Origin of the sequence: Aminobacter aganoensis (assembly GCF_014206975.1) — a bacterium.
Lineage (GTDB): Bacteria > Pseudomonadota > Alphaproteobacteria > Rhizobiales > Rhizobiaceae > Aminobacter > Aminobacter aganoensis.
This window is the reverse complement of sequence record NZ_JACHOU010000011.1, coordinates 1-15159: the sequence shown is the minus strand read 5'-3', so window position 1 is coordinate 15159 and position 15159 is coordinate 1. Positions and strand designations below refer to the sequence as shown.

General features: G+C 60.9%; 15 protein-coding genes. 4 read left to right on the top strand and 11 right to left on the bottom strand.

The features are described from left to right. Positions 1-71: 71 nt before the first annotated feature. Entirely contained in the window at positions 72-608 is a 537-nt protein-coding gene (locus tag GGR00_RS18785; RefSeq protein WP_184700383.1) for a hypothetical protein, read from the top strand. Positions 609-819: 211 nt separating this feature from the next. Here GGR00_RS18785 and GGR00_RS18780 read toward each other — a convergent pair whose 3' ends face one another. From GGR00_RS18780 to GGR00_RS18755, 6 genes are all read right to left on the bottom strand, one after another. After that, positions 820-1572 (bottom strand): ATP-dependent metallopeptidase FtsH/Yme1/Tma family protein, encoded by a 753-nt coding sequence (locus tag GGR00_RS18780; protein WP_184700382.1) that lies wholly within the window; start codon positions 1570-1572, stop codon positions 820-822. Between the two features lie 77 nt (positions 1573-1649). Then, entirely contained in the window at positions 1650-1988 is a 339-nt protein-coding gene (locus tag GGR00_RS18775; protein WP_184700381.1) for a DUF6634 family protein, read from the bottom strand. Positions 1989-2113: 125 nt separating this feature from the next. Beyond that, positions 2114-3877: an AAA family ATPase gene (locus tag GGR00_RS18770; protein WP_184700380.1), complete on the bottom strand. Its 1764-nt coding sequence runs from the start codon at positions 3875-3877 to the stop codon at positions 2114-2116. Beyond that, positions 3874-4179 (bottom strand): hypothetical protein, encoded by a 306-nt coding sequence (locus GGR00_RS18765; protein WP_184700379.1) that lies wholly within the window; start codon positions 4177-4179, stop codon positions 3874-3876. The genes GGR00_RS18770 and GGR00_RS18765 overlap by 4 nt, the downstream gene beginning before the upstream one ends. A 399-nt stretch (positions 4180-4578) precedes the next feature. Then, complete coding sequence (locus GGR00_RS18760; RefSeq protein WP_184700378.1) at positions 4579-4758, bottom strand: hypothetical protein; 180 nt, start codon at positions 4756-4758, stop codon at positions 4579-4581. 369 nt (positions 4759-5127) lie between these two features. Then, the gene (locus GGR00_RS18755) at positions 5128-6312 is read right to left on the bottom strand and encodes a hypothetical protein (RefSeq protein ID WP_184700377.1); all 1185 of its coding nucleotides are present in this window, start codon (positions 6310-6312) and stop codon (positions 5128-5130) included. 598 nt (positions 6313-6910) lie between these two features. Between GGR00_RS18755 and GGR00_RS18750 the strand changes: the two genes are divergently transcribed. After that, positions 6911-7123, top strand: a complete 213-nt coding sequence (locus tag GGR00_RS18750; RefSeq protein ID WP_184700376.1) for a hypothetical protein — start codon at positions 6911-6913, stop codon at positions 7121-7123. A 480-nt stretch (positions 7124-7603) separates the two neighbouring features. On the opposite strand, the gene phnE (GGR00_RS18745) is transcribed toward GGR00_RS18750, so the two are convergent. The 5 genes from phnE (GGR00_RS18745) to GGR00_RS18725 form a co-directional block, all read right to left on the bottom strand. Further along, the gene (phnE, locus tag GGR00_RS18745; protein WP_210315074.1) at positions 7604-8449 is read right to left on the bottom strand and encodes a phosphonate ABC transporter, permease protein PhnE; all 846 of its coding nucleotides are present in this window, start codon (positions 8447-8449) and stop codon (positions 7604-7606) included. A gap of 10 nt (positions 8450-8459) precedes the next feature. After that, on the bottom strand, positions 8460-9287 hold the full coding sequence (phnE, locus tag GGR00_RS18740) for a phosphonate ABC transporter, permease protein PhnE (protein ID WP_184700374.1): 828 nt from the start codon (positions 9285-9287) through the stop codon (positions 8460-8462). Continuing rightward, positions 9287-10039: a phosphonate ABC transporter ATP-binding protein gene (gene phnC / locus GGR00_RS18735; protein ID WP_184700373.1), complete on the bottom strand. Its 753-nt coding sequence runs from the start codon at positions 10037-10039 to the stop codon at positions 9287-9289. Before phnC ends, phnE (GGR00_RS18740) begins: the two co-directional genes overlap by 1 nt. Positions 10040-10104: 65 nt before the next feature. After that, a complete protein-coding gene (locus GGR00_RS18730; RefSeq protein ID WP_184700372.1) occupies positions 10105-11076 on the bottom strand; it encodes a phosphate/phosphite/phosphonate ABC transporter substrate-binding protein in 972 nt (323 codons plus the stop codon). After that, a complete protein-coding gene (locus GGR00_RS18725) occupies positions 11073-12200 on the bottom strand; it encodes an iron-containing alcohol dehydrogenase (RefSeq protein WP_184700371.1) in 1128 nt (375 codons plus the stop codon). The genes GGR00_RS18730 and GGR00_RS18725 overlap by 4 nt, the downstream gene beginning before the upstream one ends. 93 nt (positions 12201-12293) lie before the next feature. Here GGR00_RS18725 and GGR00_RS18720 point away from each other — a divergent pair, with 93 nt between their 5' ends. Together GGR00_RS18720 and GGR00_RS18715 are read left to right on the top strand one after the other, a co-directional pair. Next, positions 12294-13166, top strand: coding sequence for a LysR substrate-binding domain-containing protein (locus GGR00_RS18720; RefSeq protein WP_184700370.1), 873 nt, complete (start codon positions 12294-12296; stop codon positions 13164-13166). A 94-nt stretch (positions 13167-13260) separates the two neighbouring features. Next, positions 13261-14931: a Na/Pi cotransporter family protein gene (locus GGR00_RS18715; RefSeq protein WP_184700369.1), complete on the top strand. Its 1671-nt coding sequence runs from the start codon at positions 13261-13263 to the stop codon at positions 14929-14931. Positions 14932-15159: the final 228 nt, after the last annotated feature.

Genomic DNA, 15159 nt, shown 5'->3' with positions numbered 1-15159 from the left:
CCTTGCAAGACCCAGATCAATGCCTTTGCGACAGGCGACACCTCATCGGCACGTGCATTCGATGGCCTGGCATGTCGGTCCACGCTGCGCACAACGCAAAACAAATCAGAAAAATTTGCGCTATTCGGATTCTGATCTTTCGTACCGCGATTCAGAAGCCTCCGCAGACGATTCAGAATTCGAGAATGTCGTTACAGCGCAAACGGCGTTTGTCGCTTGCATGGCCTGAGCCGACGATTGTCCTGCACCATGAGATGAGGAGGATGACGATGGCGCGGAGACACGAGAGACTGGAGAGGCAGCGGATTTATCAGCGTGAGTACCGGGCAAAGCGCAGGCAGGAGCGGGCTCCCGATCGCGACGATATCGCACGGGCCATGCTGCGCTACATGATCGTGTCGGCGCAGCAACGCGGCAGCGATCGGCTACTGGGCCGAGTGATCGTCGAGGTTTCGCGACAGCTGGTCGACCAGGGCTTCAACGCCGAGGCAACGCGAGCCGCGTGGGAAGGGCTGCTTGAGCGTTACGAAGACGGCTGGGACTTTTTCCCGAAGCCGCATCTGAGGCGGCACAAGGTCGACGCCGCTGGCGGTGGATCCAGGGACTGACGCAAAGCCGTCCCCTCGCGCTGCTATCTTGCCAGACTTGGCATTGCGGTGATCCGTCACCCAGTTCCGACCTCACGAAGGCGCGGCTGCATGGTTTGTCATGCGGCCGCGCATTCCCCGGGCACGATATCGCTGACACAAACGGCGTTTACATGGCCCTGTTCGTTCTCCCCCCATTACTCCGTCAAACGGCGTTTTCGGCACCAGCGATTCAAGACCCGGTATTTCCGTTACGGTCGCTGTCGGACATCAGCGCATCGAGTTCATTTCCATCGAGGGTGCCGACCGTCATCAGCGCATCGGCGATCCTTTGGACCGAGGGACGATGGCGCCGGATGAGCTCCCGCGCCTGCCGATAGGCATGCTCGAGCCGGTCGTTGACACGGATGGCGAGGTCAGCCCCATCCGCCAGTTGGGCAAACTTTGCCTCGACCTGCCTGTGCAGCAGCGGCATCTGCTTGGAAAAGCCCAAAGTCGTCTCCATTGCCAATGCCAGCTCGGTGGCCAGGCCGAGGTCGCTCCGCGGCGAGCCGCCGGCACCGGCGGACACGCTTCCCAGAATCTCCTCTTCCGCGGCGCGACCGGCCAGCTTCGTGACGATCTGTGCGGCAATGCCTGCCTCGCTCTGGGCGACGAGACTGTAGGTCTCGCCTTCGACATGCCCGCCTTGAGGACCGTCGATTGTGACGGTCTCGATCCGGGCCGTGCCGAGCGTCAGGTGGGCCACGACATGGCCGGCTTCATGGATCGCCATGCGCCGCCGCAGGGTCTCGGGCCAGATTGGCCTGGTGGCGGCAAGCCCGGCCTGCAGATCGTCGAAGCTCAGGTGACGACGTTCGCGTCGGGCCTTCTGGCGCGCTTCACGCACGATCCGCTCGACATCGGCGCCGGTCAGCCCACTCGCCTGCCGCGCAAGGGTATGCAGCACCGCCTCGGTGCCAGGATCAATGGCATGCTCATGCATCGGCTGTCTTTTGCTCCATGGGTTTGCCTGAGTTCACTCCGGTCCCCTCACTCATTTCCGGTTCGTCATCTGTGAGCCTAGGAATTGGATGCAGCACCACCTGGCCGACCGAGGCGGTAGAAGCGCGAGCGTGTCCGTGCCCAGGATTGGTCGTGGGCGACGAGCATGAGGTCCGACGTGGCGATCAGCCTGCCGGTGCCGGTGAGGATCGGGTGACCGGACGACAGGCCGGCCAGACAGGGAACCGAGTGCTCGGCAACAATCCATTGATCGAGGATCGGTGCTCCGGCAGCCAGATCGCTGGGATCGGCGCCATTGCGGATTTTCTCCATATCGGAAGCAAGGGCTATCAGCCGGTCGGTCTCGCGCTCGAAACGTGGGTCATACCGGCCGTTCTGTGGATCGAACATCAGCATGTGTCAGGGGTGCTCCTGTTGAGTGGGCGTCGTGCTTGGTTCAGTGGATTGTCATGCCTGGAGTTGGGATCAGCAGAACGGCATTTGCGGATTGAGTGCATTCGGCCGTGACTATCGTTTGTTGGTCACTCCGCCGCGCTGGCGGCGATGGTTTCGAGATCGTCGCCAAGATGGTGGCGCAGGATGCCAGTGAGGGCTGCGATGCCGGGTGGCGGGATGTCGACATGTTTCTCGAGCCGACCCGACCGCAGCAGCGCCGGGTCGATTGCCTGAGCATTGTTCGTCGCTGCAACAACAATGACACCCGGCGTTTTGACCGCGCCATCAAGAAGTTCGAGACCTCTGTTGACGATCGATGTCCAATATTGATCCCACTCGCCGCGCCGTTCGCGGCGGCCAATCCCGTCGATCTCGTCGATGAAGACAATCGCCGGCTTCATCGCTTCTGCTTCGGCAAAGGTTGCGCTCATGCGCCTGAGCGCATCGCCCAGGTATCCCGGCTCCAGCCACGTCGCCACCGACGTTGCGACCAGCGGCACTTGCAAGGTGTTGCAGAGAGCGCGGGCGAACAGTGTCTTGCCGGTGCCCGGCGGTCCCGACAGCAAGATCCTGGTGCTCATTTCCGACCAGGCAAGTTCGCCCGCCCGCCAAAGCTCCAGGTCTTCCTTGAGCGACATCGCCCATTCGGCAGCCTCGCCATATCCGGCAAGGGTTTCGATGCGGGGAAGGAAGCGATCGGTTGCCGTGCTGCCTGGCATGCGGGGCTGGATGACATCGGCGCCACTGCCTGACCCGCGGCCCGTCTTGCGCTTCACTAGGCCGCCCGCAGTCGCGTGCCCGGCACTGCCCGCCCTTCTCGTTTCCTGCTTCGCCCTAATGCGCCGGCGACCGAGATCGCCCAGCAATGCAAAAGCACGGGCCGGCGACTGGCCCGGACGGATGGCGAGCGCAAGGTCCGAAAGGGCAAGCACCGCCGTGTGCTCGGGATCAAGATGATCATCGTGGCGCGAGCCCAGGACCACAAGCATCGTGTTCATTACGATATCAGGTGTCAGCGATCCGCAGTCGAGGTGCACGGCAGCGACCCGTCGCAAGACCTCCGGGATTACCGGTCCGCGCTCGGAGATGCCGACGATCGGATAACCGCTTTCGGCGGCGAAACCGAGCTGGCGCTCTCGCCAGTCGCCGTCGTCATCGAGTTCCGACGCCTTGAAGACGATGGCGTGCCATCTTGGATCCCTGGCTCGCGAGAAGCGCTGCGACCCGGACCGCGACAGCTCACTACCTTCGCAAACAGCGACCCGCCCTGGCGCGAGCACACCGCCCGCAAGCAGGCCCAGGACGGTCTCTTCGAAACCTTCGACTTCTGCCGTGAGCGTGACCATCGGCGAGAGCATCGAAAGGGCTGCTGCGATCTCCGCCGGCGGCAGACCACTCTTGCCGGCAGCTTGCGCAACCAGAAGCGCGGCTGCGACATCGCCGGCCCGCAAAGGCATGGCGGAGGCTCGGACGGCGTCGAGGAGCGCACGCGCCTGGTGCTCAACCCGAGGGCTTTCGGCTTCGGCCTGCGAGGCCTCCTCGCCGGCCCGGCGTGCCTCGTTGCGCAGCTTCACCGAGGTGGTGCGGAAAAAATCGGCGTTGTCATCGCTACGCCTGGCGCGCCCGGCTGCACTGCTGCGGCGGATCATCCGCAGTGCTTCTTCCGCTGATGTCCCCGCAACCAGGGGGCCGACGGCAAAAGCGCGCGGGCTGGCACCAGACTCAAAGTCCGCCCGATCTTCCGGGAGCACACGCAGGATGCCGCTGGCGACCGCGTCGTGGACCGCCTCGCTAGTCGCCCGACGTCGGAGCCGCCTGACAAAAAATCTCGCAAGACGCGCCTCCATCATCGGCCCGCCTCGGCCGACAAATGCGGCGCCAGCACCAGCAGCCCGAGGTCGGCAAGCCACTCCGCGACCGAACGGCATGCCGAATCCCCTGCCTCGACAGCCTTGGTTAGCTGCTCGGCGACCGACGCCGGCAGAGGCACGCCATGCATGAGTGCCGAACGTGCAAAATGGACGGCAAGGCCAACGACGACAGCCGGATCGTCGGCCGCTTTCAGGTGGCAGTTGCAGGACGTCACCAAGCCTGCCCGGGCCAGCCGTGCGCATTCCGGACTGTGGCCGAGAAGCTCCAGCACGGTCTGCATGGAACTGGCCTGGCGTCGCCCAGGGTTCGGAATTGGACGCGCGTCGGGCTCGGCGGCATGTGACATAGGCTGCTTGCCGAGACCATGCAGTGACTGTCGGATCAGACGCTGGTCGCGAGACAATGGATTCGCGGCAGTTCCAGTGAGGTCGCTGACTGGCGACGGAGACGCGGAATCAGAATGTCGCTTCGGATTGTCGGCGTGAGGCTTGAGCATGGGCAAAAAATCTCCCGCCCGCGGCAGCGCCACGGGTAAAGCTGGAACAAGAAGCGATGGGTGGTGGCGATGACGCGGGACGCGGCTGCCATGTCAGGGATGTCGATGCACCCTGATGTCAGCGAGCCCCGACCTCAGGCAAACTTTGCCTGAGGAGTAAAAGCGAGGCTCCTCGCCCGACGGCTACCAGGCACTGACGGGGATGATCAGACACTCATAGTGATCGCGCGACCTTGCGCCTGCCGAGCCGAGGAGGCTGACCGGTGCGACCGCCTCGCTGAACAGAACCGAGTCGATGTCAACGGGGCCGCCGACATAGCCCCCTGACTTGTCGTTCACAGATGATGGGATAAAGGTGCTCATAAGCTCAGGGCCTTCTGCGTAAGGGATCTGGGTCAGGCCTTCGATGGTGCGCCAACACCGTCGAGGGCCGTCTTGCCCGGCTGATTTGGCCGAGCAGACTCATCCTGGCAGGATCTGCGGGAGATCTGAGCCCTTAAAATGCAGGCCCGACAAAAAAGGCGATCGTTAGGTTAAGAATGGGCTCTCCTTGTCCAGGGGCTCGACCGAATACCGGGCAGTGCAACCGCATCAGACAGCGCTGTCTCGACGGGGTCCGTATCCCTCAAAGCAGATCGGCCCGGAGAACCGGGCCGATCTGGCTGAAAGCGCTGAGATGACGGTGCTGGGCCAGCAAAGGTAGCCAATGGCCACCGCCATGAACCGCCGGGCTCAGACGTTGGTCGACGGCGGTCGGATTGCAATGGCGTCCACGGCCGCAGACAAGGTCTCGATGCTATCTCGCCTGGTTGCCTTGGCTCCCTTGCCCGTCTTGTTGGCGCTAGCCTTCGCACCCGATTTCTTCGCGGCCTTGTCGCGCGCAGCGGCAGCTTTCGCCATCTCATCGATCACGGCAGCCGCCTTCTCCGCGCGATCGCCGACCAGCCACTCGAGCTGCGGCACCACAGTGTCGCTAAGCCAGGTTCCAATGTCGGCAGCCTGCGGCCAAGTCTCGTAGCCGCCAAGATCCTGGAGCATCGCCCAGAGCCTATACCACTCATCATCTCGGCTCAGCGGCATCACATGCACGACGCCATCCTGGAACCCCTGCCCCGCCGGTTGAGCGAGCCAGATCAGCGACTCCAGCTGCTCGCGCAGCAAGCGGACGGGATGAATCAACGGCCGCATCGTCGCGTCCTTGGGCACCCGTTTGCCCTGTCGATGCGGCTCGAGGGCGACGTGGATTGCCTTGAGGATGTCGACGGCCGTGTCCATCATCGCCGCGACGCCACAACTGGTCTTCTCGGCGATCTGGGCTCTCAGGCCCGCGACGCCACCTCTTGAAACGGCCCGTTTCTCTGTCTCCGGCTCGTTGCCTTCGCGAAGGATCGCCTTCACATCTTTGACCGCTAGCTTGTGGCCAGCTTCCTGCTGCGCCAGCAGATTCTCGATGCGCTCCGGCTGGGCACTTGCCATCAGATAAAGTGTGCTCGGCCTCAGGCGCAGGGCCTCGACACGGTTCCGGTACGGGCTCAAGATCCGATAAACAGAGACGTAGTTCTCAGCACCGCGCCGCGAAAGATTCAGAATCTTCTTGGCCCATTTGGCGAAGGTTGCCTGATCTGGCGCTGCTTCGCGCACGTCATGGATGACCGCGCCGTATTCATAGACATGCGATGTCTCGAGCCGGCCGAGAGCGGCCAGCCGCACGCGGGCCGCTTCCAGGGCGGGAACAGCCTCGGCAGGGATTCCGAGACCGGAATAATCGGGAGCTTCGCCTGCTGCAGGCGTCGCGATGGAGGGCGGGACGATTGCCACGCGCGCGCTTCTTTCTCTGCGCGTGGGGACCTTGATGTCGAAGCTGGCGGGAAGCGGCATTGCGTCGGCAAGGTCGGTCGAAGGGGTGTGTTTTGCCATGGAAGACTCCTTGGATGGCGGTTCAGATTGCGCCCGAAGAACTGCGGGAAGCAAAATCTACAGGACAACCCATTATGCCAACAAGTATTCGACAGGTCAAAACACACAATACTTAAGCACGAAGTAAATTCAAAACTTCAACCTACAAGACATCCCAGATTTTTCCCACTATTGTTACAACTGAAAACTTTCTTACTTGCATTGCGAAAATTCTTCGCCAGGGATTATCATCATTAACTTGTGCTGATCCGCATCCACGAGTACTTCGCTGGCACCACCGCGGCCTGACGGCCTTACACGGCTGGCCGATCGATACCGTTTCAAAGCAATGTTCGCGCGGATTTGCGGCGCCACCCGATCATGGTGCCAAACTAGGCAAACTTTGCCTGACATTCATGGACATGGTGACGCCATCGGTACGGCCAGGCGAAGCCTCCGTCCTCGCAGCATATCGGATTTCTGGAACCAAGCCCGCGCGCCGTCCGCAACCCGCAGCATAATCGGACAAGACGCAACCGCTTCGGTCACCCACCACCTGCTGCTTGCGCGCCGGCTTGGGCGGCGTCACAATACAACCTTGCAGAAGGTGTCGCCGCTCATGAGAAAACCTGCGACAGGAGCGGATCTTTATGCGCGTTTCTCGCGCGATGGTCCGCCAAGTGAACTGGCGCTTAATCCGCCGGCCGAGCAGCCGTATCGGGTGCCTGACTTGGAAGAAGCTCTCTTCAAGAAGGGGGAAAGCCTGCCCACTTTGAACAACGCGCCCCGACAGGCCGACATAAGCGCAGACTTGAAGAGCCAGGACGAATGACTTGCCATCTTACTTGGCACTAGACGCCAACGGTCGGCCTCCGGCGCCATATGTCCCGTTTGGGGGCCGACAACGGACAGTCCGGTTTTCAATCGGGTTCGCGGTAAGCCGCCATTCGGTTTGTACCCGCGAGGACGTTTACGATCGCGCGAACGCCAGTAACGGCCCAATGTCGTGATGGTCCGCGGCACGCAGCGCCTCGACATACCTTTGTGCGCAGACCACAGGTATCGGCAAGCCCGCCGCCCCAACTGAACGGATCGCCGCAGCGCAGATCGATAGATCGGCATCAACCGCACATGCCGCTCGTTGCCGTTCAGAAATGGATGGATGGCGACGAGCCGGCAAGACAACCGCATGGCGATCTCATCTGATGCTCGTGTGCAGCAACCAACATGCGATCGACGGAGTTCACATCATCACCGTCTACAGCACGGGCGTACCCTGTCGCGACGCCCGGAAGGCAGCACCAGGAACAGATCATCGCATCTTCCCGATGCGCTTACGCAGCCATCCCGAACCAACTTCGGCAAGAAGCACGAGACCGATAATCACGAGCAATATGGCGGCAACCCGCGTGCTCTCCATTTGCTGCGTCGTGCGTTTCAGGTACCAGCCCATGCCACCGCCACCGAAGAACCCAACGACTGTCGCGGCGCGGAAAGCCACATCCCAAGTGTAGATTGCGATACCGGTGAAGGCGACGCGCACTTGCGGTAGGACCGCGTACTGGAAAACCTGCAGCGGATTGGCGCCGACCGAGCGCATCGCCTCGACCGGTCCCATGTCGATTGCCTCCAGCTCATCCGAAAAGAGTTTTCCGGCAAATCCGACGCAGAAAACAGTCAGCGCCAACGTGCCCGCCAGCATGCCAAATCCAAGAACGGTGACGAAGAGGATAGTCCAGATCGTCTCGTGGATGGAGCGACTGCTCATGATGGCAAAGCGCCCGAACGGATAGGCAATTCGCTTGCTGACGGTGATGTTGCGCGCGGCGAGCCAGGCAAGCGGGATCGAACAGACAACACCGAAGAAGCCGCCGAGCAATGACATTTCCAGCGTGCGCAGGACCGAGCGCACGAAGTCCGCGTCGGACACGTAGTTCATGTCCGGAGGAAAATAGCGGGTCGCGAGAATTTCGACGAGCCTTGGGAAAGCGCCGAGAATGCGAGACAGGTCGATGTTGAGATAGGCAACCGAGTAGCCGAGGAAGGCAAGGATTGCCATGATGACGGCGAAGCGAACTGTCGATTCCGGATGGCGGTAACGCGACCATGTACGTTTCGCGGCCGGCATTGAAGGGATAGCGGCGGTTGTTGTAGGCATCATCGCGTCCTCAGATCACGGCTTTGCGGGCATAGTGGGAAACGACTTCCCCAATGGCGATCAGCACAAGGACGGCGAGCACCACCAGCGTGACGCCGCCATAGTTGAACATCGCCATCTGACGGAAGAAGACCAGACCAAGCCCCCCTGCTCCGACAAGCCCCATGATCGCCGAACGGCGAATGTTGATGTCCCACTCGAATATGATCGTCCCGATAATCACCGGCAGGATCTGCGGCACGATGCCGTAGTACATGACCTGGAACTGGTTACCGCCGACGGCGCGGATCGCCTCGACCGGCTTGGGATCGATGTTCTCGATCGCCTCGGCTGTAATTTTCGAGATGAAGCCCACCGAGCGCATCGCGACAGCCAGAATGCCGGGCAGCGCACCAAGACCAACAGCGCCGACGAACAGCAGCGCCCAGATGATCTCGTGAATCGAACGGCTGAGCACCATCAAGAAGCGGCCGAAGGGATAGAAGAAATACTTGCTGGGCGTGACGTTGGCGGCACCGAACCAAGCGACGGGCAGCGAAAAGACGCAGCCCAGAATGGTGCCAAGTGTCGCCATCATAAGCGTTTCCAGCGCCGGCACCATGAGCTTGGGAAGGAGCGACCAATCGATCAAAAGGAAGCGTTCAAGCGTGCCGCCGATGCCAAGCACGCCGCCCATGCGTTGCCAGTCGGTGTCGAACATGATGGTGTCCCAGAAACACCAGGCAAGCAGCGCGAGGCTACAGGCGACAAGCAACCAATTGTTGATGCGCCGGCGGCGCTTGTGGGCGAGATAGGCATCGAACCCGTGTTCGGAAACTGTTGCGGCGGCACTGCTCATCACAGCACTTCCATGGCATAGATTTCGTCGAGGTCCTGCTTGCGCATGCCCTTGGCTGGGCCATCGAACTTCTTGTAGCCGTCCTGCATGCCGATGATGCGATTGCAGGTTTCGAGTGCGAGCTGCACATCGTGGATGTTGCACAGTACCGGGATCTTGAACTCGGCCGCCAGTTCGCGGATCAACCCCATCACGTCACGTGAAATCTTCGGGTCGAGGGCCGACGTCGGTTCGTCAAGAAGCAGTATCTCCGGCCGCTGCATCAGAGCGCGCGCGATGCCGACACGCTGGCGTTGGCCACCCGACAAGGCATCGGCGCGCTTGTCGACATGATCCTGCAGGCCAACGCGCTCCAGCAAGTTCAGCGCCCGATCGATGTCCTCTTTCGGAAACGCCTTGAAGAAGCTGCGGAAGGCGCCTGTGTAGCCGAGGCGGCCGGACAACACGTTGTCCATCACCGACATGCGGTTCACCAGGTTGAATTCCTGGAAGATCATGCCGATCCGTCGGCGCAAGCGACGCAGCTCGCCACTCTTGAGCGGGCAAACGGACTGCCCGAACAGGATGATGTCGCCTTCAGTCGGCTCCACCAGCCTGTTGATGCAACGGATCAAGGTCGACTTGCCTGCACCGCTCGGCCCGATGACTGCACAGAAATCATCGCTGCCAACCTCAAAACCGATACCCTTGAGGATCTGAGGGCCTCCGGCCGAATAGCTGACCTTAAGATTGCAAACCTCAAGAACAGACATGGCATCCGCCACCTTGGCAGGAAGGCCGCGCTGCGCGCGGCCTTCGACTATGACCGTTTCGTGTCTCACTGGCCCGCCGCCTTCTCTGCCGCGACGAGCTTACGAATAATATCGTAGTCGCTGTCTTTCATGGGCACGAACTTGGTCGACTTGATGCCGTCAAAGAATGGCTTCGAATTCGCATCCTCGTGGAGGGTCAGGAAGGCTGCGCGAATTGCCGCCTTCAGCGGCTCGCAGAGATCGCCACGATAGACCATCGGGTCCTGCGGGATGATCTCCGAGGACCAGACGACCTTGAAGTCTTCCGCCTTCGCAAGACCACGGTCGATAACATTGTCGAGCCGGTGCGTGGCGACGAACGCGTCATCGACACGGCCCTCTTTCACCGCGAGCGCTGATTGGTCATGACCCCCAGTGTAGACCACTTTGGAGAAGTACTTCTCGAGCTCCGGGCCGACCTTCACCAGGTCGCCGAATACCATGCGCGGCAACAAGTTGCCTGAGGTGCTGGCGGGATCGGCCAGGCCGACAACCGAACCCTTGACGGTCTCAATGCTGTCGAACTTGGAATCGGCCTTGCTAATGAGTACCGCCCTGTAACCGGGTCCTTCCTCCTGGAAGTGTCCCTTGGCCTTGGTATAGGTAGCAAAGACCTCTAAGGCCGGGTCCTTTTCCTTGGCCAGCACGTAGGAGTTGGGCCCGTGGACACCGATTTGGACCCAGCCATTGACCATGCCTTCGATCACCGAGGCGTAGGACGTCGGCATAAAGAATTCGACAGGCTTGCCGGTCTTCTCCTTCAGCTTGTCGAGCAACGGTTTGTAGATGTCGAGTTCCTGGGTAGTCTCTTCGGTCGGGATAATCGAGAAGACCAGCTGGTCCGGATTCTTGCACTCCTGCGCCAGTCCCGAGCTCGCATAGGCGACGACTGCCCCGGCAGTCATCAGGCCGGCGAACGTATGTTTCAGAGCACTCATGTTTTCCTCCCATGAAAACGGTGATACCGCAGCGTCCTCCCGCTGCGGCACTTCAATCATGCAACTGCCTGGCGTTTCTCCTTGCCTAGACCAGCAGCCTTCAGCAGGTTGTCCTTGCGGCCGATGAAGTTCTGTCCACGCTCACCATCGAAGGCGAGGTCAATCAACTCGCGCCATTCGCCATCTTCGATGCCGTAGTGGTGGTGGTTAGTGGCGACCCCGAGCTTGGCTAGGAACGCCATGAGTTGATCGGCCGCGCCGTCTGCACCCCTACCAAATATCGCGTTCAGTCCCTCCGCACAGATGCCCCCCTCTCCCGCAACGCTGCGAATGATCATCGGCAAGGAGAACGAGCAGGCGATGCCGTGCGGGACGCCGTGGCGCAAGGTGATGGGATAAGACAGCGAATGCGCGATGGCCGTCTTGGTGTTCGAGAAGGCAAATCCGGCAAGTGTGGCTGCGCGAGCCATCCGCTCACGGAGGTCGGGATTGCGAAGGTCGTTGGCAAGAAGCGGCAAGGTCGAGAGCACGCCGCGGGCCGCCATGACAGCATGCGCCATGGAAACGGGATTGGAGTTGCGGTTCCAGAGGCTTTCCAGCGAGTGCGACAGCGCGTCGAGCCCGGTCTGGATAGTCAGCTCGCGCGGTTTGCCGACCATCAGGTCGGGATCGACGATTGAGAATTCGGGATAGAGACCCGGGTGCGCCAGCGAGAACTTTACCCCGCCCGCATTGTCCCAGACGGTTCCCCAGCAAGTGACTTCGCTTCCGGTGCCAGCGGTTGTCGGGACTGCAATCAGCGGCCAGGGTTTGATCGTCTCGCCGCCAGCTCGCTTCTTGAGATAAGCGTCTACCGTCGCGAAATCTCCCAGTGCTGCGGCAAAGACCTTGGCCGAGTCGATGACCGACCCTCCGCCGAGCGCGACGATGACTTCTGGCTGCTCGGCGAGCCTGGCGAAGCGCGCGGTCTGCATCTCCAAGAGGACGATGTCTGGATTGGGCGCGATGTCATCGATGACCAAGGAAGGGCGGCCCGCCTTTTTCTCAAGTTCGGCAACAAGGTTCCGGAAATATGGATCGCCATAAGTGACCAGAGCGTATCTGCGGCCGCCGATGGCGTCGGCAAGCCTGGAAAAACTGCCCCGGCCAAAACGGATGTCGACGGGATTGCTATATGACCACACGGTTGAATTCCTGTCCTGAACTGATGGCAAGGAGGAGTGTGGCGAAGTCCCGATCCATTGACTAATACAAATCTTTGTCGCTTATCATAGACCATGGCTATAGTATTTACCCATCTCCGCTCGTTCCATGCCGTCGCAGAAAACCGTGGTTTCACCGCCGCGGCCAACGCCCTTCACATCAGCCAACCGACTGTCACGACGCAGGTGAAGGAGTTGGAGGACCGCTACGGCGTTGAATTGCTGGTTCGCCGTGGACGCCGCGTCGAGCTTACGGAGACAGGCGCCGCTCTCTTCGACATCAGCCGGCGCATCATGAGCTTACAAGACGAGGCCGAGGAATTGCTGCTCAGCAGCGGGCGGCTGACGACAGGCCAGTTGCGGCTGGCGGCAGTCGGGCCTTTCCATGCCACAGAGATGGTGGCACGCTTCCTTGCCAAGTACCCGTCAATCAAAGTCAGCATGCTCTTGGGTAATTCGGACCAGACACTCCAGAGGATCCTCGATCTGGAATCCGACGTCGCCATCCTCGCCCATGTCGTGGATGATCCTCGGATCTACTCGGTTCCCTTCAGCACTCATGAGGTGGTCGTGTTCGTAAATGCGGATCATCCTTGGCATGGCCGCGAGAGCATCAAGATCGCCGAACTGGCGGATCAGCCCCTTATCCTGCGCGAAACCGGATCTACGACCCGCCGTGCCTTTGAGCTGGCGGCAGAGAAGGCAGGAGTGCTCACAAAGCCGTTGCTCGAGATCGGCAGCCGCGAGGGGGTCTGGAAGGCCGTGGAGCGTGGACTGGGTATTGGGGTCGTCGCGGACTTCGAGTTTGTCGCGCACCCTCGTCTCGAGACGATCCGCATCGAGGATGCCATGATCCGGACCGAGTATCGGCTTGCGTGCCTGCAAGAACGCCAGTACTCGCCCAAGATCGAGGCTTTTATGACGTCAGTCCTCCACCCCGGAACTTGATCCATAGCTACAGGCTATGGCGCCATTGAAACTATCGAGTTGACGAATAGACAGTGACGCCCGACCCTTTGTTTAGTCGACGAAGGGACATCCCATGCATTTTTCGCTCATCCTGCTCCATCTGGCTGGTGCGACCATGCTCCTGCTTTTTGCCGTGCATTTGGTGCGCAGCGGAATGGAGCGCGCGCATGGCGACACGCTGCGCACCATGCTGAGACAGGCCAAACGTGGCGAAATCAAAGCCGCGGCTGGTGGAGTGACTATGGCCGTGATGCTCCAAAGCTCGACCGCAGTGGCCATGCTTGCTTGCGGTTTCGCGGTTAGTGGTGCTCTTGCACTGCCGACTGGGCTTGCCTTGCTGCTTGGCGCCGACCTTGGCTCGGCGGTGGTGGTGCGCATCCTGTCGTTCGATCTCGGCTGGCTGGTGCCAGTCTGCTTGTTCACCGGTGGGCTAATGTATTTGAAGCTATCGGGCGAAAAGGTCCGCGAAACCGGGCGCATGATCCTCGGCATTGGCTTCGTCCTCTTGTCGCTGCAGTTGATCGGGACGGCCACGGGTCCGTTGCGCAACGGCGCCATGCTGCCATCTCTGTCAGCCTATCTGGCCGACGACTACCTCACAGCCTTTCTCGTCGGCGCCGTCTTTACCTGGGTCGTCCATTCAAGCGTTGCCGCCATCCTCATGGTCACGGCTTTTACCGCACAGGGCCTCGTGCCGCTGGAGGCCGGCGTGCCGCTTGTGCTTGGCTGCAATCTCGGCGGCGGCCTCATCGCATTCTGGCTGTCTCGCGGCCTGCCTGCCGCAGCACAGCGGATCCCGGTTGGCAATCTGATCTTCCGTGCGACTGGTGCCCTTCTTACTCTTGCCGCGCTCGAAACAAGCGGGTTTTCGATCGACAGGCTGGGGTCTGGGGCTGGCACGGCGCTGGTCAATTTCCATCTCCTGTTCAACGCCGGCTTGGTCGCCGTGAGCCTTCCTTTCATATCAGCGATGGCGTCGCTCACCCGCCACCTGCTGCCCGATCCGCAGGTTGAAGCCAGCAGCGCCTCCTTGAGCCACCGCATCAGCGCCCTTGATCGTTCCGTCATCTTGACGCCGCGCCTGGCCCTCGCCAGTGCCACGCGCGAACTACTGCGCATGGGCGAACTTCTGGAAACCATGGTGCGGCCCGTGATGGATCTGCTGCGGGCCGGCAACCGCAGCGAGATCGCTCGCGTCCGCGACATGGATGAAGCGGTCAATCAGGCCCACACCGAAATCAAGCTCTACCTAGCGGAGGTGAACCGCGGCCAGATGACCGTTGAGGAAGCGCGGCGCAGCATCGAACTGACCGATCTGGCAATCAATCTCGAGCATGCCGGCGACGTAGTCGCCAAGAACCTGCTGGTACTCGCCGAGGAGCGCGCTGACAAGAACTGGCGCTTCTCCGATGAGGGCTGGCAAGAACTGGCCGATTTGCACGAGCGGCTGCTCGAGAATATGCATCTTGCCCTCAACGTTCTCATTTCGCAGGACCAGCTGTCCGCGCGGCAGCTCGTTATCGAGAAGCAAAGAATGCGCGACTTGCACCGCCATACCCATGGCCAGCATTTGAAGCGGCTGCAATCCGGTACTCCGGAAAGCATTGAAACCAGTGGAATGCATCTCGAAATTGCGCGCGGCCTGAAAGAGATCAATTCGTTATTGGTTACGGTCGCCTACCCCATTCTGACTGCAAGCGGCGATCTGTTGGAAAGCCGCCTAGCCAAGGCAAGCCAACCATAGGCCTGATCTATCGAACAAATTCATAATTGCGATTTGGCAAATAGATCGAGTTGCTCCAAAAAAGGGGCGATCGATATCCGAGGCGGCGCGTATCACCGGCAATCGGATTGCTCCAAGCCAAAGGACCTTCCCCCCCATGAACAAGATGACCACGATCAACGTCAGCGCCAACGGCCGCACCTACGACTGGCCGCGGGTGCCGGCGATTGCCATCTGCCTCGACGGCTG